This window comes from Streptomyces sp. NPDC047981 (assembly GCF_040653315.1).
Lineage (GTDB): Bacteria > Actinomycetota > Actinomycetes > Streptomycetales > Streptomycetaceae > Streptomyces.
On record NZ_JBEZNQ010000063.1, the window covers coordinates 25197 to 46248 of the forward strand.

Here is a 21052-nt window from a genome sequence, read left to right on the forward strand (position 1 = left end):
AAGCCTCAGGACTCCTTGACCGCGATGGTCTCCACCGTGTTCGCCACGTGCTCGAACGCATCGGCCGCCTCTTCCAGGACGTCCACGACCTGCTTGAGCTTGAGCACCTCGATGGCGTCGTACTTGCCGTTGAACAGGTGGGCGAGCAGCTTGCGGTGGATCTGGTCGGCCTGGTTCTCCAGCCGGTTGACCTCGATCCAGTACTCGGTGAGGTTGTCCATCGTCCGCAGGTTCGGCATCGCCTCCGCGGTCAGCTCCGCCGCCCGCGCGAGAACCTCGATCTGCTGCTCGACACCCTTGGGGAGCTCTTCGATGTTGTAGAGGACGACCAGGTCGACGGCCTCCTCCATGAAGTCCATGATGTCGTCGAGGGAGGACGCGAGGGAGTAGATGTCCTCACGGTCGAAGGGCGTGATGAACGAGGAGTTCAACTGGTGGAAGATCGCATGGGTAGCATCGTCACCCGCGTGCTCCGCCGCCCGCATCCGCTCCGCGATCTCGGCCCGGGCGGAAGGCTCCGCTCCGAGCAGTTCCATCAGGAGCTTCGAGCCCGTGACGATGTTGTCCGCGGACGCGGCGAACATGTCATAGAAGCTCGTCTCCCTGGGGGTCAGACGAAATCGCACGTGGGGTCCTCGGGGTGCTGGGTTTCGGTCAGGCTGATGCTAGGCGCATCATCCGGCCACGGCTAACCGGCGTCCCTTCAGTGTCGCCCATCAGGCACAGTGATCTGCACGGGCCCCCGCCCGGATCGGCGGGGATCGGTACCATATACCCACGAGGGGTATACACACCCTTTCTGGACAACGGGAGGACGCGATGACGACCACCGAGGCGGCCGAGGTCACCCCCGACGGCACCGCACCCGCCACGGCACCCATGACCGACCACGATCACGGCGTGCACGGGTACCACAAGCAGAAGGACGAGCACCTCAAGCGGCTGCGCCGGATCGAGGGCCAGATCCGCGGTCTGCAGCGGATGGTCGACGAGGACACGTACTGCATCGACATACTCACCCAGGTCTCGGCCTCCACGAAGGCCCTCCAGTCCTTCGCCCTCCAGCTCCTGGAGGAGCACCTGCGGCACTGCGTCGCCGACGCCGCGACCAAGGGCGGCGACGAGATCGACGCCAAGGTCGAGGAAGCCACCAAGGCCATCGCGCGGATGCTGCGCACCTGACGGTCAGGGGCGGCCGGCCGATCAGGATCCGGCCGATCAGGAAGGGGTCGCCCGCTCCGCGACCCGCAGCACCTCGTCGATACGGTCCGCGCTGAGCCGCTCCCCGTCGGCCGCCGACGCGGCGATGATCAGCTCACCGCACAGCTCGATCTCGGCGAGAGCGACGCGGTCCTGTTCCGTGGGCACGGTCGCGGTACTGGGCGGGGCCACGCGCGTTCACCTCTTCCTGCCGGCGTCGGTCTCCCAGCGTAGGGAGCGCGCCACGCACCGCGCATGACTCGTCCGGACCATTTGCCCATGGCCTGCTTGCCCATGGCCTGCGGACGGCTTGCGGCCGCCCTCGCTACACCTCGATCTTCCCGGCGTAGATGTCCGCGCGACTCGGCAGCCGTACGTCGACGGGGGTGCCGAACCCGTACAGCAGCGTCGTCGACGCGACCCCGACCGTACGGTCCTTGTTGGCGAAGCTGAACTGGTGCCGGACCTTCCGCAGCCGGCCCTCCGCGTCGAGGTACGCGTCGAAGGGCACCGTGTCCTTGGCGAACCCTTTCGCCGCCGCGGCGAGCGAGCCGCGCACCTGCGGCGAGGCGGCCCGTGCGGCCGCCGCGAGATCGGCGACACCGCGGTAGTGGCTGACTTTCACCCCTGCCAGGTCGACCTGGCCGACGTACGTCACGGTCTGCGCGCCGCGCAGCAGCTCGGCGGCGGCGCCCGGGTCGGTGGCCCCGCCGGTGACGAGGTTGCCGTCGTCCAGCGTGGTGGTGTCCACCCGGACCCACTTGTCGGCCGGGACGCCCGCGCCACGGTTCTTCATGTAGAGCGCGCCGGGGACGAGGAGTTCGGTGACGGGCCGGTGCTCGTCCGCTCCTGCGGCGTCCTTGGGCAGGACGACCTGGAGCCGTCCGGTACGGCGCCGGAAGTCGTAACCGCCCTCGCCGCGGATGGTGACCCGGGTCCCGCCGGTGGCCATCTCCATGCTGGTGCTCGTCTTGGCGGTGCCCACCCGGGTGAGCACCTCGGCCGCGCCCCGCACGGTCTCGGTCGGGTCGCCGCCGGGGGGCGCGGGGTCCTCGGGTCCGGCGCATCCGCCGGCCATCAGCGCGGCGGCGACGGCCCACGCCCCGCCTCTGTGCCCGTACCGCCGCCGCACCACCATCGCCTGCCAACCCCCAACGCCTTACCGCTGCCTGTCCGGGACCGCCCGATCCGCATAACGACGGCTCGGGCCACCCGTCACGCGCAGTACCGTGGATGCGTGCACGAGCAGCAGGCCCCGCATCACGCCACCACGACGGAGCGCGGCTCTTTCGCAGTCGCCCGGTGCAGCTGCGGCTGGGCGGGCCCGGCGCGAAGATCACGGGACAAGGCCCGGACGGACGCGTCGGCCCACGCGGAGTCGGCGGGGCAGTCGGCCTAGGCGGGCCCTCCTCGGGGGCGCCTAGGCGGCGAGGTCGTTCTCCTCGGGCCCGGAGCCGATCCGGGGCTCGGGGATGTCGAGGGCCTCGGGGACGGCGGAGCGGGCGGCGCTGCGGGAGCGGACCAGGCGCGCGCCGTGCCGGGAGCGGGCGATCGCGGAGACGAGCGGGTTCAGCAGGGCGTGGGCGACGGGGGCGAGCAGCAGCGCCACGGCCGTACCGAGGGCGAAGCCGCCGATGACGTCGGTGGGGTAGTGGACGCCCATGTAGACCCGGCAGAAGCCCTCGGCGAAGGCCAGCGCGATCGCGAGGAGGCCGAGCTTGCGGTGCGCGATGAAGATCCCGACGGCGATGGCCATCGCGAGCGTGGCGTGGTCGCTGACGAAGGAGTAGTCGGTCTTGCCGGAGACGAGGACTTCTAGGCCCTGGTGGTCGTTGAAGGGCCGGGGCCGCTCGACGAAGCCGCGGATCGGGACGTTCACGAGGACGGCGACGGCGGCGGCGAGCGGGGCCCAGAGGAGCGAGGCGACGCCGCTCACGGAGTCGCCGAGAGTGTCCCTGCGGCGGACGCTCCACCAGCACCAGAGCGCGACGAGGACGAGGGCGAGCATGATTCCGTACTCGCCCACGAAGCCCATGACACGGTCGAACCAGGGCGGGGCGTCCCGCGCCAGCCCGTTGATGTCGTAGAGCAGGCTGACATCGGGGTTGGAACCGTCCGATGCGAGTTCAGCCACTGCTGCCCCTTGCCTTGTCACGTGAATCGAACGAACCGTCTGACGCGTGCGTTCCGCTCACCGTCGATGATCGCCCTGACGTTACCGAAGAGTGATACGTCGTCGCAGCTCAGGGCCTGTGCTTAACGGAGAGTTCCGGCCAGGGGCCTACGGTCCGTCAGGCCTGCGGCAGATGAGTGGGAAGCGCCGCGGCGCCGTCCTTCGTCACCCTGGTGGCACCAAAATAGTCAGGCGTGTCGATCTTGTCGAAGCGGATGACGGCTCCCGTGCGCGGGGCGTCGATCATGTAGCCACCGCCGACGTAGATGCCGACGTGCCTGATGGCGCGGGAGTTGGTGAGGTCGTCGGAGAAGAAGACCAGGTCACCGGGGAGCAGCTCGTCGCGGGAGGGGTGGGGGCCCGCGTTGTACTGGTCGTTGGCGACGCGCGGCAGCTGGATCCCGACGGACTCGTACGCGGCCTGAGTCAGCCCGGAGCAGTCGAATCGGCCATTCTGCGCCGCCGTGCCGGTGCCGCCCCAGAGATAGAGGGTGCCGAGCTTCTGCTGGGCGAAGTAGATCGCGCCCGCGGCCTGCCGCGAGGGCTCGACGCGGCCGACGGGCCGGGCGAAGCTCTTCTCCAGGGACCGGATGATGCGGACGTAGTTCTGGGTCTCGCTGATCCGCGGCACACCGCCGGACTTGATGACCCGGTAGGCGCCCGCGTTGTACGCGGCGAGCATGTTGTTCGTCGGGTCGCCCGGCACGTTCTTCACATAGCCGGCGAGCTCGCAGTCGTAGCTGGCGGCGGAGGGGATCGCGTCCTTGGGATCCCAGACGTCCCGGTCGCCGTCGCCGTCCCCGTCGATGCCGTGCCCGGCCCAGGTGCCGGGGATGAACTGGGCGATGCCCATGGCGTTGGCGGGCGAGACGACCCTCGGGTTCCAGCCGCTCTCCTGGTAGAGCTGGGCGGCGAGCAGGGCCGGGTTGATGGCCGGGCAGAGGTTCCCCCACTGCTGGACGAGCCCCTGGTACGCGGCGGGCACGGCGCCCTTGGCCAGGGCGACGGTGCCGTTCTTGGCGTCCCCCGCGCCGCCGATGAGCCCGGCGGCCGCGGAGTACGTGCCGACGACGAGCAGCGCGACGAAGCCGAGGCACATGCCGAAGACCCCACCGGCCAGCAGCCAGGCCTTGCGCGCCTTACGCACCGTCAACCACCCCTGGGGTCTTGGCAGTCCATGGACCAGCCCATCGAGCGACAAGTCTAGGTGCGGCACCCGCCCGGTGGACGGGCCGCCGGTCACCCGTTTCGGACAAATGTCAGGCGGCGTCCCCCTCCCGGCCCTTGCCCTTGCCCTTGCCCTTGAGCAGCTCCACGAGGCTGGAGCTGCTGGCATCCCCGTATCCGGCGTCGACGCCGCGCCGGAAGAGCTCGGCGACGGCGGCGGGGAGCGCCGTGTCGGCGCCGGCGTCGGCGACGGTGTGCACGACGTGTTCGGCGCTGGCGAGTCCCATCGCGAGGCGGTCGACGTCTCCCGCGTGGTCCCCGGCGTCGACGCGGGACCCGTAGAACTCCACGAACTGCTGCAGGTCGAGCGCGCGCAGGGCGTACGGCTGGAGGTCCTTGGCCGTGATGCCGTACGCGTCCGCGAGGGCGAGGGCCTGCCAGTAACCGCTGAGGGAGGTCCAGAACATGACCATGTTGAGCTGGTAGTACAGCGCGGCGAGCCCGGGGTCCTCGCCGCGGTGGTCGGCCTCCGTGAGGACTTCGAGGGTGGCGCGGTGGGCCTCGAAGACGTCCTTCGGGCCGCTGTAGAGGGTGGAGGAGCCGGGGCTGCCGATCCCGGACGGCGGCACGAGGACCCCGCCGGTGAGCTGGACGGCCCCGCGCTCGCGTGCCCAGTCCGCGGCCTCGCGCGCCCGGTCCGGGGTGTCGGAGCTGAGGTTGACGAGGACGCGCCCGGCGAGGAGCGCCGGGTCCACGCCGCCGAGCACGTCGTACAGGGCCTGGTAGTCGGTGAGGCTGAGCAGGACGACCTCGTTGGCGGCGACGGCGTCGGCGGGCGTGGCCGCGAGCACGGCGCCCCGGCGCACGAGTTCGTCGGCGCGGGAGGGGGTGCGGTTCCACAGGGTGACGTCGTACCCCTGGTCGAGGTACGTGCCGGCCATGGCGCGCCCCATGGGGCCGAGGCCGATGACGGTGACGGAGTTCTGACGCATGAAAGCTCCCTAGAACGAACGCTCTATCCAGCAACGAGACGGGACGCTAGCACACCTCTAAAACGAACGCTCTACTTATCGAGCGGACCTCGCTAGAATCACCGCATGCAGACCAGCACGACCGGCACCCGCGAGCGGATCGTCGTCACCGCCGCCCGCCTCATCCAGCGCCAGGGCTACGTCGGCACGGGCATCAAGCAGATCGCCCAGGAGGCCGAGGCCACCCTCGGCTCCGTGTACCACTTCTTCCCCGGCGGCAAGGAGGCCGTGGCGGTCGAGGCGCTCACGCACAGCCAGGAGGAGTTCGCCGCGCTGCTGCGCACCGCGCTCGACGGCGAGGACGACCCCGCCGCCGCGGTCGACGCCTGCGCCCGCCTCCTGGCCCGCGAGCTCCGCGACTCCGGCTGGATCGACGGCTGCCCGGTCACCGCGGCCGCCCTGGAGACCCTGGGCACGGACAACGCCATCCAACGCGCCTGCGCCGAGGCGTTCCTGGCCTGGCAGCGCGTCGTCGCCGACAAGCTCCTCGGCTGCGGCTTCCCCGACCCCGAGGCCCGCGACCTCGCACAGACGGTCATCAACACCCTGGAAGGCGCCGAGGTCACCGCACAGGTCACCCACTCGGAGACCCCGCTGCTCCTGGCGGGCCGTCACCTCTCGCGCCTGGTCGCGTCGTACGCCTGACCTGCCGCGCCACCACCCCAAGAGTGCAACAACGACAGTCATTGCCCGGAGTCACCCTCCGTGATACACAGAGTGACCATACGCTTCCTCGCATAGAAACCGGCCACGCCGCCGCAGGTCAAGACGGTCGGATCGGTCAGATGTGCGGGGATCGGGTAAAGAGAGCCGTCAAGCCGTCACACGCGAGCGGTTTCATCAGCGAAGATAGGGCGATGACCCATGCCATCGGGCAGGGTCGACGAACTACCCAACAGGGGCGGTGAGTTACATGTACCTGGCGGCCGAAGAGGGCGACATCACCACCATCATCGGTGGAATCGCCCCGAACTGGGGGCCTTTCGGGAGCCTCGGCAATGAAGCCAAGGTGATGATCGAGGTCGTGATGGCCGTGGCCATCCTGCTCTGCCTCGGCATCGCCATCTGGGGAGCGGCCAAGCAGCGCATCGGCGCGACCGCACTCCGCGACACCTTCAGCGCCGAACAGGGCAAGGGCCTCATCGTGGCCGGCCTGACCGGCGTCTTCATCATCGGCTCGCTGGGGACGCTCTTCACGATCGTGTACGGGATGGCCGTCTGACTTCCGAGGTCGGTTCCTTACCTGATGTCCAGTCACCACAGGGTTGAGAGGGCGTGCTCGCCATGAGCCTCGGCGACGACAACGACGGCTTCGGCAGCAGCGGCATGGGCGGCTCCGGCCAGACCCGCACACGCCTCCCCGAGGGCGGCACGGGCGACCCGTACGCCCCCGCACGCCGCCCGCGCGGCTCACGCTCACTGATCACGGCGGTCGGCGTGGTGGTCCTGCTGATCGCCGCGATCGCCTTCGCGAACAGAGGCGACGGCGAGGCGGGCACGGACAACACCTCCGGCTCCTCCAACACCCCGGGCAAACAGGCCCCCACAGCCGCGACCGGCGTCCCCCCGGTCACCGGCAAGAACGGCACGATCCCGACGGGGTTCGCCCGGGACGAACAGGGGGCGCAGAGCGCGGCGTCGAACTATGCGATTCCTCTCGGCTCCGCCGACATGTTCGACACCGCTCGCCGCCACGAGATCGTCGACGCGGTGTACGCCCCGGACATCGCCGCCTCGCGGCAGGGCGCCCTCGACAAGGTGTACGCCGACAAGGGGTTCCTGACGCGTATCGGCCTCCAGGAGGACGGGAAGGCGCCCAACGGGCTCACGTTCATCTCTCGTGTCATCCCCGTCGGCTCGAAGATCGAGAGCTTCGACGGTGACCGGGCGACCGTCGCCGTCTGGTACTCCTCGCTGTTCGGCCTCGCGGGCGAGGGTTCGCAGAACCCCGTGAGCGAGAGCTGGTACACGACGACGTACCAGCTCCGGTGGGTCGGCGGCGACTGGAAGGTCATGGACTTCGAGCAGAAGGACGGGCCCGTGCCGGTCGGCCGCGACCAAACGGCGTCCAGCGCGGAGGAGATGGCGGACGCCGTCGACCAGTTCGGAGGGTTCACCTATGCCCGTTGAGCGTTCCAGCCGAGCCCTCACCGTCGCCGCGGTAGCGGGCTCCGTCCAGACGATCGCCATCGTGTGGTCCAGCCGCGCCTTCGCAGATCCGACGCCCACCCCCACGCCCAGCCCCAGCAACAACCCCTGCGACCTGATCCGCGGCCCCGCCCGCGACTACTGCGAGAACGGCGAACCCGGCACCGGTGGTGGCCGTACCGCCCCCGACCCCACCGCCTCCCTCGACCCCCTCGCCTCCCTCGCCCGCGGATGCGCCGACGCCGCCGTGTCGATCGTCGACGCGCTCTCCAAGGCCGTCAAAGAGACCGCCGACGTCGACTTCACCAACCTCGAGTTCCTCGGCCGCTACGCCATCGTCTTCGCCGCCGCCACCTTCCTCACCCTCCTCCTCTGGCTCCTCGCCGTCGCCAAGCGGGCCATGCGCGGCGTGCCCCTCACCACCGCGCTCTCCGAGGCGATCGGCTTCCTCTGGCTGACCGTCCTCGCCTCCGCCTTCACCCCGCTGATCCTCTACACCGTCGTCAACGCCACCGACGCCGTCACCGAAGTCATCGCCGCCGGCACCGGTCAGCAGACCGACGTCTTCTTCGGCAGCTTCAAGGAGGCCCTCCAGAAGGGCGATCAGATCGGCGGCGGGCCGATCATGCTGATCATCGTCTCGCTCGTCAGCATCCTCGCCGCCGGCGTCCTCTACCTCGAACTCTTCCTGCGCGCCGTCATGCTCTACGTCGGCGCCCTCCTCGGCGTCGTCGTCTACTCCGGCCTCGTCGACAAGAACATGTGGGGCCACGTCCGCCGCTGGGCCGGGATCATGATCGCGATCATCCTGGTCAAGCCGGTCATCGTGATCGTCCTCGGCCTCGCCGGCGCGCTCTCCTCCGGCACCGGCCCCGACTCCTTCTCCGCCGTCGTCTCCGGACTCGCGATCATCCTCCTGGCGATCTTCGCCTCCGCGATGATCTACCGCTTCGTCCCCGGATTCGGCGACGAGATCGTCGCCTCCCGCAACAACCGCATCCACCGCGCCGGCGAGAACGCCGCCGCGGCCGTCCTCTCCTCCCCCGCCTCCCTCGTCTCGCAGGGCATCAAGACCCACAGCACCCGCGACGGCGGAGGCGGCAACCAGAACAGCGGCGGCGCCCCGCGCCCCGCCAACCCGCTCTCCGGCGGAGTCGCCGCGCACAGCAGCCGCGGCAGCGCCGGTAACGCCGGGGGCGGCGGCGGACCTGTCCCCTCCGCCGCACCCCCGCCGCGTAGCAGCAGCCCCACCGCGGGCACCCCGCACAGCAGCCGCAGGAACACCGGATCCACAGGAAGCACAGGAGGTGGAGGGCGTTGACGACCCAGTCCCAGCCGGTCGCGCCCCGCCGTACGTATCTCATCGGCCGAGCCCGGCCGAACGCGATCGTCGGCAAGAACCGCGAGACCGGCGAGATCGCCCTCATCATCGCCGGCGCCTTCCTCGGCATGATGAGCGGACTCCTCGTCCCCGCCCTCACCCTGCGGATCGTGCTGCTCGTCGGCTTCCCCGTCCTCGCGCTCGCCGCCGTGTACGTCCCGTACAAGCACCGCACCTTCTACAAGTGGTTCGAGATCAACCGCAGTTACAAGCGGTCCCTCAAGCGCGGCACCGCCTACCGCTCCGCCGCCGCCGAGGCCGGCGTACGCCTCGACGGCCGCGAGGTCGAGATCGGCCCGCCCCCCGGCATCGGCCGGATCAACTGGCTCTCCGCGCCCTTCGGGCCCGACGAGATCGCCGTCCTCCTGCACGCCGACCGCCGCACCGTCACCGCCGCCATCGAGATCGAGGGCCCCGGCGTCGGCCTGCGCGACAGCGAGGACCAGGAAGCCCTGGTGGACCGTTTCGGCACGCTGCTCAAGCACGTCGCCAACGGGGACGGATTCGTCACCCGCCTCCAGATGCTCGCCCGTACGCTCCCCGCCGACCCCGACGCGCACGCCAAGGACGTCGCCCTGCGCGGCGACGCCCAGGCCCCGGGCTGGCTCCAGGAGTCGTACGAACAGCTCCAGTCGATGGTCTCCACCTCCAGCGAGCAGCACCGCGCCTACCTCGTCGCGTGCATGCACTACACCCGCGAACTCGCCGCCGAGGCCAACGCCATGGCCCGCGCCGCCCGCCACACCTCCGGCGCCCGCCGGCTCGACCGCGACGCCGGCCTCGCCGTCGTCATGGCCCGCGAGCTCACCGACATCTGCGCCCGGCTCGCCGAGGCCGACATCCGCGTACGACAGCCCCTCGGCCAGTCCCGGCTCGCGTCCCTCGTGCACTCCATGTACGACCCGGACCACCCCATCGACCACATCCAGGCCATGACGAAACGAAACGCTTGGCCCGCCGAACTCGACGCCATGGAGCCCACCTACCTCCAGGCCAAGACCCGCGAGTCCTCCACCCGCGCCCCCTGGTGCCACGCCACCGCCTGGGTGAAGGAGTGGCCGATGACCCCCGTCGGCGTCAACTTCCTCGCACCGCTCCTCGTCCACACCCCGGACGTGATCCGTACGGTCGCGGTGACGATGGACCTCGAACCCACCGAGGTCGCCATCGAGCGCATGCTCACCGAGAAGACCAACGACGAGGCCGAGGCCTCCCGCCAGGCCAAGATGAACCGCACGGTCGACCCGCGCGACATCGCCGCCCACGGCCGGCTCGACCAGCGGGGTGAAGATCTCGCCAGCGGCGCGGCAGGAGTCAACCTCGTCGGGTACATCACTGTGTCGTCGCGCTCCCCCGAAGCCCTGGCCAGGGACAAGCGCACGATCAGGGCCTCCGCGGGCAAGTCGTACCTGAAGCTGGAATGGTGCGACCGCGAGCACCACCGGGCCTTTGTGAACACCCTGCCGTTCGCGACCGGCATCCGCCGCTAGCCACCCGCCACTAGCCGCCAGCCACGCCACGCCAGCCGCTAAGGGGCCCGTGCACATGCGAGATCCACTCTCCGCCCTCACCGAAGCCTTCACCTCCTTCCTCTTCGGGAAGGTGGAGACGACCCGCCTGCCCGTCCGCACCTCGACCGGCCAGGCCCAGGCCGTCTACCTGCCGACGGCCGCCCCCGGCCTCGGCGACTCCGGCGTGATCATCGGCCGCGAGGTCTACAGCGGCAAGGGGTACATCTACGACCCCTTCCAGCTGTACGGCCAGCAGCTCCCCGCCCCCCACTGGCTCGTCCTCGGCGAGTCCGGCAACGGCAAGTCGGCGCTGGAGAAGACGTACGTCCTGCGGCAGTTGCGGTTCCGCGACCGGCAGGTCGTCGTCCTCGACGCCCAGGGCGAGGACGGCGTCGGCGAGTGGAACCTCATCGCCCAGGAGCTGGGGATAACTCCCATCCGCCTCGACCCGATGGTCGCCGTCGACGCCGGCATCCGGCTCAACCCGCTCGACCCGTCGATCACCACGACCGGGCAGCTGGCCCTGCTCCGTACGATCATCGAGGTCGCGATGGGCCACGGCCTCGACGAGCGCTCCGGCTTCGCGCTCAAGGTCGCCCACGCCTACGTCAACGAGCACATCACCGACCGCCAGCCCATCCTCACCGACATCGTCGAGCAGCTCCGGCACCCGGAGGCGGAGTCGGCGGAGGCGATGAACGTCGACATAGACGATGTCCGCGCCTGGGGCCTGGACGTCGCGCTCGTCCTGGACCGGCTGGTCGACGGCGACCTGCGCGGCATGTTCGACGGCCCGACCACCGTCGGCATCGACCTCGACGCGCCGCTCATCGTCTTCGACCTGTCCCACATCGACCGCAACTCCATCGCCATGCCGATCCTCATGGCGATCGTCGGCGTGTGGCTGGAGCACACCTGGATCCGCCCCGACCGGAAGAAGCGCATCTTCCTGGTCGAGGAGGCCTGGCACATCATCAACAGCCCGTTCGTGGCGCAGCTGTTCCAGCGGCTGCTCAAGTTCGGCCGACGGCTCGGTCTGTCGTTCGTCGCCGTCGTCCACCATCTCTCGGACGTCGTCGACGGCGCGGCGGCCCGGGAGGCCGCGGCGATCCTCAAGATGGCCTCCACCCGCACCATTTATGCCCAGAAAGCCGACGAGGCGCGGGCGACGGGACGGGTCCTCGGCCTGCCCCGGTGGGCGGTCGAGATCATCCCGACCCTCACCCCCGGCATCGCCGTCTGGGACGTCAACGGCAATGTGCAGGTGGTCAAACACCTCATCACCGAGAAGGAACGCCCGCTCGTCTACACCGACCGCGCCATGACCGAGTCGTCCGACCGCCCGGCCGTCGACCAGGAGCTGGAGTGGGAGACGGAACAGCGCGCGGCCCTCATGGAGCAGCAGCTGAACGACCCCTCCAGGTCCGGGGTGGCGTGAGCGTGCGGACGCCGAAGGGGCCGCAGGAGCGGCAGCAGGGCGGAGTCCCGGACGGCCTGGTCCTGGCCCTGGTCGGGGTCCCTGTCGGCCTGACGGTGCTGGCCTGGACGGCGACGGGTCTGGCGGCCCTTCTCGCGAAGGGCGCCTGGCCGGACGGGGTCACCTTCACCCGCACCCCGATGGCCGTCCGCTCGCTGCTCGGCCGACCGCAGGACCTGGCAGCCGCCTGGCCGGACACCCCGGCCGGCGAGCTGTCGGGGTACGGGCTCTTCTGGGGCCTGCTCATCGGCGAGCTGATGGTGCTTGTGGTCCTCACGGTGTTCTTGGTGGGGACGCTGGCCCGCTGGAGGGCGGTACGGGCGGACAGGCGACGCGGGGCGCACGGCGAGTACGGCGAGTACGGCGAGTACGGCGCGAGGGAGGCGGAGAGGGACGCGGACGCGCGGGCGGTCGCCAAGACGCCGACCCCGCGACGGTCTGGACGTACGGAACGTACGGAGGTCGTGGCGCCCGCGCCCAGGCAGCCCCTGGACGAGCCGCAGGTGCGGGAGGCGACCGCCGACGCGGCGTTGACCGCCCGTGCGGCGATGACCGCTGACGCGGCCACCGCCCCGCCCGCCGTGGTCCCCCCCGCGTCCCCACGCACCGGCCTCGTCTACGGCACCCCCGCAACCCGCCGGCCCGCCGCCCTGCAGGCCCTCCAGGACGCGGAGGGCGCTGTTCTCGTCGTCACCTCCGACCCGGACCTGTGGGCCGACACCAAGGACGCCCGCGGCAAGCTCGGCCCCGTCCTCGTCTACGACCCCGGTCACCTCTGCGACACCCCCGCCCGCCTCCACTGGTCCCCGTCCGCCGGCTGCGAGGACCCGGCCAGGGCCCAGGAACGGGCGATCGCCCTCCTCGCCCCCGTACGCCCGCCGTCCCGCCTGGACGCCGCCGTGGCCGACACCGCGGAAACGCTCCTGCGCTGCTGGCTGCACGCCGCCGCCCTGGACGACCGCCCCTTCAAGCAGGTCCACCGCTGGGCCCAGGGCACCGGCGCCCACGAGCCCGTACGGATCCTCCGCACCCACCCCAAGGCCGCCGCCGGACACGCCGGCCTCCTGGAGTCCGCCCTCACCGCGCACCCGGAACGGCGCGAGATCGCCCAGGAATTGACCGCGCGGGCGCTCTCCGCACTCTCCTCGATCCACATCAGGGACGCCTGCACCCCGAATCGAACTGATTCGCTGACGCTGGAATCTTTCGTCGCCGAAGGGGGCACGCTCTATGTGGTCGGTGAGCCGATCGAGGACCCGCGCAGCCGCCCCGGCGCGATGCCGCTGCTCACCGCCCTCACCGCAAGCGTGGTCGAGCACGGCCGCCGCATGGCCGCACGGTCATCCGACGGTCGGCTCGACCCACCACTGACCCTCGTCCTCGACGACGCCGCGGCCGTGGCACCACTCCCCCAGCTCCCCGGGCTCCTGGCCGACGGCGAGGACACCGGCATGCCCACCCTGGCGCTCCTCCGCTCCCAGGAACAGGCCCGCACCCGCTGGCCGGAGCGGCTCCTCACGCCGTAGTCGCGCCGACGGGCCCCGACGGGCCGCCCGTTCAACGACTCAGGACCGCCCGGTCGGCCTCGTAGGCGGCCCCCGCGAACCGCTCGAGGGCCAGGTGGAGCGATCGGATCCGTGCCCGCGCCGTCCTCACGTCGGGGAACGTCAGGTCGATCCGGAGCGAGCCCGCCTCGGCCCCGCCTTTCAGGGCCGCCGGTACGGGCCTGCCACCGCCGCCGCGGGCAGCTGCCAGCAGGGACCATTCGTGCCCCGCACCACCCCGGGGCACCAGGGTGACGAAGTCGACCCGGTCCCACGCGTCGCTCCACCGCACCCCGTCACGGATCACCACGAGCCCCCGTGCGTCCGCCCGCACCTGGACCTCCCGCTCCTGCCTCCGCAGCCCGAGCACCACCGCCCCCACCGCGGCCACCACACCGGCGATGCCCCCGGCCGCGAAGCCCGCCTCGAAGACGGGGAGCGCCGCAAGCCCGAGGATCATCGGCGACGCGCCGAGGAGCAGCCAGTTCTTCGCCGTCAGGGTGTGCGTGGTGGCCTTCACCACTGCCTGCGGACCACCGTCCGCCTCCCGCCCGACACGCTCGGTCCGCCCGGCCTGCCCTGCGCCCGGGTCCTGCCCGGCCCGCCCCGCCCGCTCGTGGGCAACGGACGGTACGGGCACCGCGTCCTCCGCGCCAAGGACCGCCGTAGGCGCGACGACGGGCTCCGCCGCCACCTCGCCCAGCAGGTCCAGGAGCTGACCCGCCGTCGGCCGCGCCTCCGCCCGCTTCTCCAGGCAGCGCGCCACCACACCCCGCAGCCCGTCCGGAACACCGTCGAGCCGGGGCACGTCGTGCACCACCCGGTACAGCAGCGCGGGCACGCTGCCGACCCCGAACGGCCCGTCGCCCGTCGCCGCGTAGGCCAGGACCGCGCCCAGCGAGAAGATGTCGCTCGGCTCCCCCACCCGCTCCCCCGTCGCCTGTTCCGGCGACATGAACCCCGGCGTGCCGACCACGAGACCGGTCCCGGTGAGCGTCATCCCGCCCTCCAGGGCCTTCGAGATGCCGAAGTCGATGACCCGCGGCCCGTCCCCCGTGACGAGGACGTTCGACGGCTTCAGGTCCCGGTGCACGAGCCCCGCCCGGTGGATCGCCTCAAGCGCCTCCGCGAGCCCCGTGGCAAGCCCCCGTAACGCCCCCTCCCCCAAGGGTCCCTCGTCCTCGACGAGCCTCCCCAGGTCGGGCGCCTCGATGTACGCACTGGCCACCCACGGCGCCGCGGCCTCCGGATCGGCGTCCACGACCGGCGCCGTCCAGAAGCCGCCCACCGTACGCGCCGCGTCGATCTCGCGCCGGAACCGCAGCCGGAACCCCGGATCCGCCGCCAGCTCCGGCCGCACCACCTTCACGGCCACCCGCCGCCCGCTGACCGAATGGCCCAGGAAGACCTGCCCCATCCCGCCGGCCCCGAGCCGCGCCGTCAGCCGGTACGGACCGATCGCCGCCGGGTCGCCCGGCATCAACTCCTGCAGGCTTCCCCCGAGTTCGCTGGAGCCACCAGCTTCCCAGGGCGCACCCCGCAGGACCAGCCCACCCGAACCGACCCCAGCCCACCGGGGCCCCTACCCCAGCGCCGACCCCAGCTGCCCTAACCCACCGGCCGCAGTACCTCGTACTCCACCTCACGCGCCACGTCGTCCCCCGGCACCGCCACGACCTCGCCCGTCGCGACGAACCCGAACCGCCGGTAGAACGCGGCGGCCCGCGCGTTGTCCTCGTGCACGTACAGCCGCACCCGCCCGATCTCCGGCTCCGCCAGCGACCAGGACCACTCCACACCCGCCCGGAACAGCGCGTCGATCACGCCCGTACCGCGCGCCTCCGGCCGCACGTAGACGCCCACGATGTGCGTCTGGTCGCTCTTCGCCGGCTCCCCGAAGCGAACCTCGTCCGTCGGTCGCTCCACGAGCAGCGTGATCGTGCCCGCCCAGCTCCCGTCCGGGGCCTCGGCCACGAACTGCCGGACGCTCGTCCCGCTCTCGGACGCGCCCTCCGCCCGCTCCTGCCAGAAGGCGTCCGGCCGCTGCACGGCGTCCTCGTACGTGTCGAGAAAAGCGATCTTCGCCACCGGGTCCTGCAGGGACGCGAGCCGGATCTCACGGCACCGCTCCCACTCGTCGGCACGGATCGTACGTATCAGATAGCGCATGCCCCCGATCTTCCGCGCAGCCGCCCACCCCCGACAACTCCTTTCGCGCGCCGCGGCCGCCGCACGACCGTCGAACGCCGGAACCGCTGCACCCCAGGCCCTCGCACTCCGGACCGCCCCGCCCCGTCCCGCCCCCTCCCGCCCCGTCGCAACGCCCGGACCGTCGTACCCCGGTACTACGCCCCTCCCCCCACGCCCCACCCCGGTCGGACGATCCCCCGCGGCCCGCTCCGTAGCGTCGTGGACATGATCCGAGCTGACGAACTCACCAAGCGGTACGGGACCAGGACCGTCGTCCAGGACCTCAGCTTCACCGTCCACCCCGGCACCGTCACCGGCTTCCTCGGCCCCAACGGCGCCGGCAAGTCCACCACCCTCCGCATGCTCCTCGGCCTCGACGCCCCCACCCGCGGCCGCGCCACCATCGGCGGCCGCGCCTACGCCGCACACCCCGCGCCCCTCACCCAGGTCGGCGCGCTCCTCGAAGCCCGCTCCCTCCACCCCGGCCGCTCTGCCCACCACCACCTCATGGCGCTCGCCCACACCCACGGCATCCCGCGCTCCCGCGTCGAGCACGTCCTCGGCCTCACCGGCCTCACCGAGGTCGCCCGCCGACGCGTCAAGGGCTTCTCGCTCGGCATGGGCCAGCGACTCGGCATCGCCGCCGCCCTCCTCGGCGACCCCGAGACGGTCGTCCTCGACGAGCCCGTGAACGGCCTCGACCCCGAGGGCGTCCTGTGGGTCCGTACGCTGCTCAGGTCCCTCGCCGCCGAAGGCCGTACGGTCCTGGTCTCCTCCCACCTCATGAGCGAGATGGCCCTGACCGCCGACCACCTCGTCGTCATCGGCAAGGGCCGGCTCCTCGCGGACACCACCGTCGACGCGCTCGTACGGGAGTCCGGCGGCGCCTCGGTCAAGGTCGTCACCCCCGAAGCGGACCGCCTCAGCGCCCTCCTGCCGCAGGCCCGGATCGTCACCGAGGCCACCGACACCCTCCGCGTCACCGGCATGGAGGCGGCGGACATCGGACGCACCGCCGCCGCCCACGGCGTACCGCTCCTCGAACTCACCCCCCAGACCGCCTCCCTGGAGCAGGCGTTCATGGACCTCACCCACGACTCGGTCGAATACCAGGGAGCAGCAGCATGACCACGGCAACCACCCCCGCGTACCGCGTCACCCCCACCCGCGTCCTCCGCTCCGAATGGCACAAGCTGTGGACGGTCCGCTCCACCTGGATCACCGTCCTCACCGCCGTCGCCTTCCTCCTCGGCGTCGGCATCCTCATGGGCGCCACGTACACCTCGGACGGCGGCGACTCCGACGTCGACACCGTCGTCCTCACCCTCTACGGCTCCCAGCTCGGCGCCATCTGCCTCGCCGTCCTCGGCATCCTGGTCACCGCGGGCGAATACTCCACCGGTCTGATCAGAGCCTCCCTCACCGCCGTACCGCGCCGGACTCCCGTCCTCTGGGCGAAGGCCACCGTCTTCACGGCAGCCGTCTTCACGATCTCCCTCGTGACCGCCCTGCTCACCTTCCTCGTCGCGCAGATCTTCCTCTCCGACACCGACCAGGCCGCCTCCCTCACCGACGACGCCGTCCTCGCCGCCATCGCGGGCAACGCCGCGGGCGTCACGCTGCTCGGCCTCGTCGCCCTCGGCCTCGGCGCCGCGCTCCGCTCCGTGCCGGGCGGCATCGGCGCCTTCATCGGTGGCGTCATGGTGCTCCCGGAGGTCCTCGGGATGCTCCCGTACGACGCCATGGAGACGGCGATCCGGTACTTCCCCACCCAGGCGGCCGGCGCCCTCGGCTCCGCCACCCCGATGCCGAACGCGGCCTCCCCGGGCGCCGCGCTCCTCGCCCTGTGCCTGTGGGCGGCCGCGGCGCTGATCGTTCCGGCCCTGTTGCTGCGGCGACGGGACGTATGAGGATGAGCAGGTGAGCCCGTACACCGACGCACCACGGACAGCCCCAGGGACAGCCCCACACTCAGAACCGCAAACGGAACCGCCAACGGAACCGCAGACCGAACGGCTCAGCCGCTACCTCCAGCGCCAGGCCCAGCGCGTACGGGCCTTCGACGCGCGCCGCCCCCGGGTCTGGGACGGGCTGCTCACCGCCTTCTGGACGGCGGCGGCGCTGGTCGACGCGTCGGGCGGCTGGCGGAACATCGCCCGGGACCCGTCCGTGCCGGTCGGCCTCGTCCTGGCCCTGAGCCTGACCTTCGCCCTCCCCCTCCTCTGGCGCCGCCGCCGCCCCCTCACCGCCCTCGCGGTGATGGCGGGCGCGGCGCTCGTCAGCAACTGGACGGGCGCCTTCCTCCAGGCCGGCCTCCTCCAGATGATCGTGGTCTTCCACATCGCGCTCCGCCGCCCCCCGCGCACCCTCCTGTGGACCCTCGCCCTCCTCGCGCCGCCCCTGGTCATGGGGGCGATCCGCTTCCCGCAGGGCAGTTGGGACCAGCAGATCGTCCCCGCCCTGTGGGCGTACGCGATGGTCGCCCTCCTCGGCATCGCCGTCCGCTCCCGCCAGGACTACACCGCCGCACTCGTCGACCGCGCCCACCGCCTGGAGATCGAGCGGGACCAGCAGGCCCAACTCGCCGCGGCCGCCGAACGCAACCGGATCGCCCGCGAGATGCACGACATCATCGGCCACAACCTCTCCGTCATCACCGGTCTCGCCGACGGCGGACGCTACGCGGCGGCCAAGAACCCCCAGCGCGCCGCCGAGGCCCTCGACGCCATCGGCACCACCAGCCGCCAGGCCCTCGCCGAACTCCGCCGCCTCCTCCGGGGCGAGGCGGTACGCGACCCCCAGCCCACCCTCGACGACCTGGACACCCTGATCGCCGGCGTACGGAAGGCGGGCCTGCCGGTACACGTGGAGACCAAGGGCACCACGCCACCCCTCCCCGCCGGCACTCAACTGACGATCTACCGAGTCGTCCAGGAAGCCCTGACGAACACGCTCAAGCACGCGGGGCAGGGCGCGGAGTCGACGGTCCGCCTCGCGTACACCGAGACAGAGGTGACGACAGACGTAACGAACACGACCCACCACCCCACGGAAGCGAACAAGGCCCCCGGCCAAGGCATCACAGGAATGCGCGAGCGCGCCAAGCTCTACGACGGCACACTCGAAGCCGGACCGCTCCCGCACGGCGGCGGCTGGCGCGTACGACTCCGACTCCCCCTGGAGGACTCCCCCTCGTGACGACGGTGCTGATCGCGGACGACCAGGCCATGCAACGCTTCGGCTTCCGCATGCTGTTGGAGAGCCAGGACGACATGACGGTCGTCGGCGAGGCGCAGAACGGCACGGAGGCGATCCGCCTCGTCGACCGGCACCACCCGGACGTCGTCCTGATGGACATCCGCATGCCCGGCCTGGACGGCATCGAGGCCACCCGCCGCATCGTCGCCGCCGGCGCCCGCACCCGCGTCCTCATCGTCACCACCTTCGACCTGGACGAGTACGCCTACGAGGGCCTGCGCGCCGGCGCCAGCGGCTTCCTCGTCAAGGACGCCCAGCCCGAGGAGCTGCTCGCCGGCATCCGCGCGGTCGCGAGCGGGGACGCGGTGGTCGCCCCGAGCCTGACCCGCCGCCTCCTGGACGCGTACATCCACCACCTCCCCTCGGCCACCGACACACCGGCCGAACCACGCGAGGACACGCGCCTGACGTCCCTCACGGACCGGGAACGCGAGATCCTCACCGTCATCGGCCAGGGCTGGACGAACACGGAGATCGCCGAACGCCTCCACCTCGCGGAGTCGACCGTGAAGACCCACATCAGCCGCGTCCTCGCCAAGACCGGAGCCCGCGACCGCGTCCAAGCGGTGATCCTGGCCTACGACGCCCGCCTCGTGACCCCGGAGCGCTGACCCGGCACAATCGTCGACTCCAGCCGGAACCAACGGAATTGAGAGTCACGAAGTGCGCGCATTGCTCATGTCATACGGGTCCCGCGGCGACATCGAACCGCTGGCGGGCCTCGCGGTGGCTCTGCGGAGACTCGGCGCCGAGGCACGCGTGTGCGCGCCGCCGGACACCGAGTTCGCCGAACTGCTGGCAGGAACCGGCGCCGAAACGGTGCCGTTCGGCTGGCCGGTCCGTGCACTCGTCAGGGGCGAGGTGCCGCACGCGCCCGGAGGCGTACCCCAGCGTGCGGCCGAGCTCGTCGCCGAACACTTCAGCACCATCGCCAGGGCCGCGGAGGGGTGCGATGTCCTCCTGGCGACGGGCGCGATGCCGACCGGCTGCCGTTCCGTCGCGGAGATGCTCGGCATCCCCTATGTCTACGCCGCCTTCCAGCCGGTGACCCTGCCCTCACCGCACTACACCCCCGCCGCGCGCCCGGGTCACCCCCTCCCGCCGGACGAGACCGACAACCGGGTCCTGTGGGAGCTGGACGCGGAGAGCGTGAACGCGCTGTACGGCCCGCCCCTCAACACCCACCGCGCCGCCCACGGTCTCCCGCCCGTGGACCGGGTCCGCGACCACGTCTTCACCGATCGCCCGTGGCTCGCCGCCGACCCGGTCCTGAGCCCCTGGGAGCTGCCCGCCGACCTCCAGGTCGTGCAGACCGGCGCGTGGATCCACCACGACGAACGCCCCCTCCCGCCCGAGCTCGTGGAGTTTCTCGACGCCGGCACACCACCGGTGTACGTCGGCTTCGGCAGCATGCCCATGCTGGGCGCCCAGGACATCGCCCGCGTGGCCGTCGAGGCCGTCCGTTCCCAGGGCCGCCGGGTCCTGATGGCCCGGGGCTGGGCGGACCTGGACGTGATCGACACGGACGGCGACTGCTTCGTCGTCGGCGAGGTCAACCAGCAGGCGCTCTTCGGCCGGGTCGCCGCCGTCGTCCACCACGGCGGCGCGGGCACGACGACAACGGCCGCCAGGGCAGGCGCCCCTCAGGTGATCGTCCCCCAGTTCGTCGACCAGCCGTACTTCGCGGCCCGGATCGCTCAGCTCGGCGCCGGCGCCGCCCACGACGGCCCCACCCCGACCGTCGACTCACTGACAACCGCCCTCAGAACGGCCCTGGCCCCCGAAACCAGCGCACGGGCGAAGGCGGTGGCCGCCCTGATCCCCACGGACGGCGCCACGGTGGCGGCGAACATGCTGATAGCGGCTTCCCGATAATCGGCCGTGAACGCAGAAAAGCCCCGCACCAGATGGTGCGGGGCTTTCCCACAATGATTGTTCGGCGGCGTCCTACTCTCCCACAGGGTCCCCCCTG

21 protein-coding genes are annotated in these 21052 nt (G+C 71.6%); 13 read left to right on the forward strand and 8 right to left on the reverse strand.

Going from position 1 to position 21052, the window contains the following annotated elements; all coding sequences use genetic code 11:
• Positions 1-5: 5 nt before the first annotated feature.
• Complete coding sequence (locus tag AB0E14_RS29390) at positions 6-626, reverse strand: DUF47 family protein (protein ID WP_030495503.1); 621 nt, start codon at positions 624-626, stop codon at positions 6-8.
• A 193-nt stretch (positions 627-819) separates the two neighbouring features.
• Between AB0E14_RS29390 and AB0E14_RS29395 the strand changes: the two genes are divergently transcribed.
• The gene (locus AB0E14_RS29395; RefSeq protein WP_362424700.1) at positions 820-1182 is read left to right on the forward strand and encodes a metal-sensitive transcriptional regulator; all 363 of its coding nucleotides are present in this window, start codon (positions 820-822) and stop codon (positions 1180-1182) included.
• A 36-nt stretch (positions 1183-1218) separates the two neighbouring features.
• Here AB0E14_RS29395 and AB0E14_RS29400 read toward each other — a convergent pair whose 3' ends face one another.
• The 5 genes from AB0E14_RS29400 to AB0E14_RS29420 form a co-directional block, all read right to left on the reverse strand.
• On the reverse strand, positions 1219-1392 hold the full coding sequence (locus AB0E14_RS29400; RefSeq protein ID WP_362424703.1) for a hypothetical protein: 174 nt from the start codon (positions 1390-1392) through the stop codon (positions 1219-1221).
• Positions 1393-1525: 133 nt separating this feature from the next.
• Positions 1526-2338, reverse strand: a complete 813-nt coding sequence (locus AB0E14_RS29405) for a hypothetical protein (protein ID WP_362424706.1) — start codon at positions 2336-2338, stop codon at positions 1526-1528.
• Between the two features lie 282 nt (positions 2339-2620).
• Positions 2621-3334: a phosphatase PAP2 family protein gene (locus AB0E14_RS29410; RefSeq protein ID WP_362424709.1), complete on the reverse strand. Its 714-nt coding sequence runs from the start codon at positions 3332-3334 to the stop codon at positions 2621-2623.
• A 157-nt stretch (positions 3335-3491) separates the two neighbouring features.
• Positions 3492-4472, reverse strand: coding sequence for a bifunctional lytic transglycosylase/C40 family peptidase (locus AB0E14_RS29415; RefSeq protein ID WP_362424753.1), 981 nt, complete (start codon positions 4470-4472; stop codon positions 3492-3494).
• A 160-nt stretch (positions 4473-4632) separates the two neighbouring features.
• Positions 4633-5532 (reverse strand): NAD(P)-binding domain-containing protein, encoded by a 900-nt coding sequence (locus tag AB0E14_RS29420; RefSeq protein ID WP_362424712.1) that lies wholly within the window; start codon positions 5530-5532, stop codon positions 4633-4635.
• Between the two features lie 105 nt (positions 5533-5637).
• Here AB0E14_RS29420 and AB0E14_RS29425 point away from each other — a divergent pair, with 105 nt between their 5' ends.
• From AB0E14_RS29425 to AB0E14_RS29455, 7 genes are all read left to right on the forward strand, one after another.
• On the forward strand, positions 5638-6216 hold the full coding sequence (locus AB0E14_RS29425; RefSeq protein WP_362424715.1) for a TetR/AcrR family transcriptional regulator: 579 nt from the start codon (positions 5638-5640) through the stop codon (positions 6214-6216).
• Between the two features lie 268 nt (positions 6217-6484).
• Positions 6485-6793: a hypothetical protein gene (locus tag AB0E14_RS29430; protein WP_260230621.1), complete on the forward strand. Its 309-nt coding sequence runs from the start codon at positions 6485-6487 to the stop codon at positions 6791-6793.
• 62 nt (positions 6794-6855) lie between these two features.
• Positions 6856-7701 (forward strand): hypothetical protein, encoded by an 846-nt coding sequence (locus tag AB0E14_RS29435; protein WP_362424757.1) that lies wholly within the window; start codon positions 6856-6858, stop codon positions 7699-7701.
• Positions 7691-9040: a hypothetical protein gene (locus tag AB0E14_RS29440; protein ID WP_362424718.1), complete on the forward strand. Its 1350-nt coding sequence runs from the start codon at positions 7691-7693 to the stop codon at positions 9038-9040. The genes AB0E14_RS29435 and AB0E14_RS29440 overlap by 11 nt, the downstream gene beginning before the upstream one ends.
• Positions 9037-10590 (forward strand): SCO6880 family protein, encoded by a 1554-nt coding sequence (locus AB0E14_RS29445; protein WP_362424721.1) that lies wholly within the window; start codon positions 9037-9039, stop codon positions 10588-10590. The genes AB0E14_RS29440 and AB0E14_RS29445 overlap by 4 nt, the downstream gene beginning before the upstream one ends.
• A gap of 55 nt (positions 10591-10645) precedes the next feature.
• Positions 10646-12049, forward strand: a complete 1404-nt coding sequence (locus tag AB0E14_RS29450; protein WP_362424724.1) for an ATP-binding protein — start codon at positions 10646-10648, stop codon at positions 12047-12049.
• Positions 12050-12051: 2 nt separating this feature from the next.
• Positions 12052-13614 carry a type VI secretion protein gene (locus AB0E14_RS29455; protein WP_362424727.1) on the forward strand — a complete coding sequence of 521 codons (1563 nt, stop codon included), beginning with the start codon at positions 12052-12054 and terminating at the stop codon, positions 13612-13614.
• A 31-nt stretch (positions 13615-13645) separates the two neighbouring features.
• On the opposite strand, the gene AB0E14_RS29460 is transcribed toward AB0E14_RS29455, so the two are convergent.
• Both AB0E14_RS29460 and AB0E14_RS29465 read right to left on the reverse strand, forming a co-directional pair.
• Positions 13646-15112 (reverse strand): serine/threonine-protein kinase, encoded by a 1467-nt coding sequence (locus AB0E14_RS29460; RefSeq protein WP_362424730.1) that lies wholly within the window; start codon positions 15110-15112, stop codon positions 13646-13648.
• A 128-nt stretch (positions 15113-15240) separates the two neighbouring features.
• Positions 15241-15801, reverse strand: a complete 561-nt coding sequence (locus tag AB0E14_RS29465) for a GNAT family N-acetyltransferase (RefSeq protein ID WP_362424733.1) — start codon at positions 15799-15801, stop codon at positions 15241-15243.
• Positions 15802-16047: 246 nt separating this feature from the next.
• On the opposite strand from AB0E14_RS29465, the gene AB0E14_RS29470 reads away from it, so the two are divergent.
• The 5 genes from AB0E14_RS29470 to AB0E14_RS29490 all read left to right on the forward strand — a co-directional run bounded on the left by AB0E14_RS29470 (position 16048) and on the right by AB0E14_RS29490 (position 20955).
• Positions 16048-16950 (forward strand): ABC transporter ATP-binding protein, encoded by a 903-nt coding sequence (locus tag AB0E14_RS29470; protein WP_362424736.1) that lies wholly within the window; start codon positions 16048-16050, stop codon positions 16948-16950.
• Positions 16947-17732 (forward strand): ABC transporter permease, encoded by a 786-nt coding sequence (locus AB0E14_RS29475; protein ID WP_362424740.1) that lies wholly within the window; start codon positions 16947-16949, stop codon positions 17730-17732. Before AB0E14_RS29470 ends, AB0E14_RS29475 begins: the two co-directional genes overlap by 4 nt.
• A 10-nt stretch (positions 17733-17742) precedes the next feature.
• Positions 17743-19020 (forward strand): histidine kinase, encoded by a 1278-nt coding sequence (locus AB0E14_RS29480; protein WP_362424742.1) that lies wholly within the window; start codon positions 17743-17745, stop codon positions 19018-19020.
• On the forward strand, positions 19017-19691 hold the full coding sequence (locus tag AB0E14_RS29485) for a response regulator transcription factor (RefSeq protein WP_362424747.1): 675 nt from the start codon (positions 19017-19019) through the stop codon (positions 19689-19691). The genes AB0E14_RS29480 and AB0E14_RS29485 overlap by 4 nt, the downstream gene beginning before the upstream one ends.
• Before the next feature lie 67 nt (positions 19692-19758).
• The gene (locus AB0E14_RS29490; protein ID WP_362424750.1) at positions 19759-20955 is read left to right on the forward strand and encodes a glycosyltransferase; all 1197 of its coding nucleotides are present in this window, start codon (positions 19759-19761) and stop codon (positions 20953-20955) included.
• Positions 20956-21052: the final 97 nt, after the last annotated feature.

Bases quoted from the DNA above. Each gene is read 5' to 3' on its own strand.
- AB0E14_RS29395 (WP_362424700.1), top strand. From the start codon at position 820: ATGACGACCACCGAGGCGGCCGAGGTCACCCCCGACGGCACCGCACCC.
- AB0E14_RS29405 (WP_362424706.1), bottom strand. From the start codon at position 2,338: ATGGTGGTGCGGCGGCGGTACGGGCACAGAGGCGGGGCGTGGGCCGTC.
- AB0E14_RS29415 (WP_362424753.1), bottom strand. From the start codon at position 4,472: ATGTGCCTCGGCTTCGTCGCGCTGCTCGTCGTCGGCACGTACTCCGCG.
- AB0E14_RS29420 (WP_362424712.1), bottom strand. From the start codon at position 5,532: ATGCGTCAGAACTCCGTCACCGTCATCGGCCTCGGCCCCATGGGGCGC.
- AB0E14_RS29425 (WP_362424715.1), top strand. From the start codon at position 5,638: ATGCAGACCAGCACGACCGGCACCCGCGAGCGGATCGTCGTCACCGCC.
- AB0E14_RS29430 (WP_260230621.1), top strand. From the start codon at position 6,485: ATGTACCTGGCGGCCGAAGAGGGCGACATCACCACCATCATCGGTGGA.
- AB0E14_RS29435 (WP_362424757.1), top strand. From the start codon at position 6,856: ATGAGCCTCGGCGACGACAACGACGGCTTCGGCAGCAGCGGCATGGGC.
- AB0E14_RS29440 (WP_362424718.1), top strand. From the start codon at position 7,691: ATGCCCGTTGAGCGTTCCAGCCGAGCCCTCACCGTCGCCGCGGTAGCG.
- AB0E14_RS29450 (WP_362424724.1), top strand. From the start codon at position 10,646: ATGCGAGATCCACTCTCCGCCCTCACCGAAGCCTTCACCTCCTTCCTC.
- AB0E14_RS29460 (WP_362424730.1), bottom strand. From the start codon at position 15,112: ATGCCGGGCGACCCGGCGGCGATCGGTCCGTACCGGCTGACGGCGCGG.
- AB0E14_RS29465 (WP_362424733.1), bottom strand. From the start codon at position 15,801: ATGCGCTATCTGATACGTACGATCCGTGCCGACGAGTGGGAGCGGTGC.
- AB0E14_RS29470 (WP_362424736.1), top strand. From the start codon at position 16,048: ATGATCCGAGCTGACGAACTCACCAAGCGGTACGGGACCAGGACCGTC.
- AB0E14_RS29475 (WP_362424740.1), top strand. From the start codon at position 16,947: ATGACCACGGCAACCACCCCCGCGTACCGCGTCACCCCCACCCGCGTC.
- AB0E14_RS29490 (WP_362424750.1), top strand. From the start codon at position 19,759: ATGTCATACGGGTCCCGCGGCGACATCGAACCGCTGGCGGGCCTCGCG.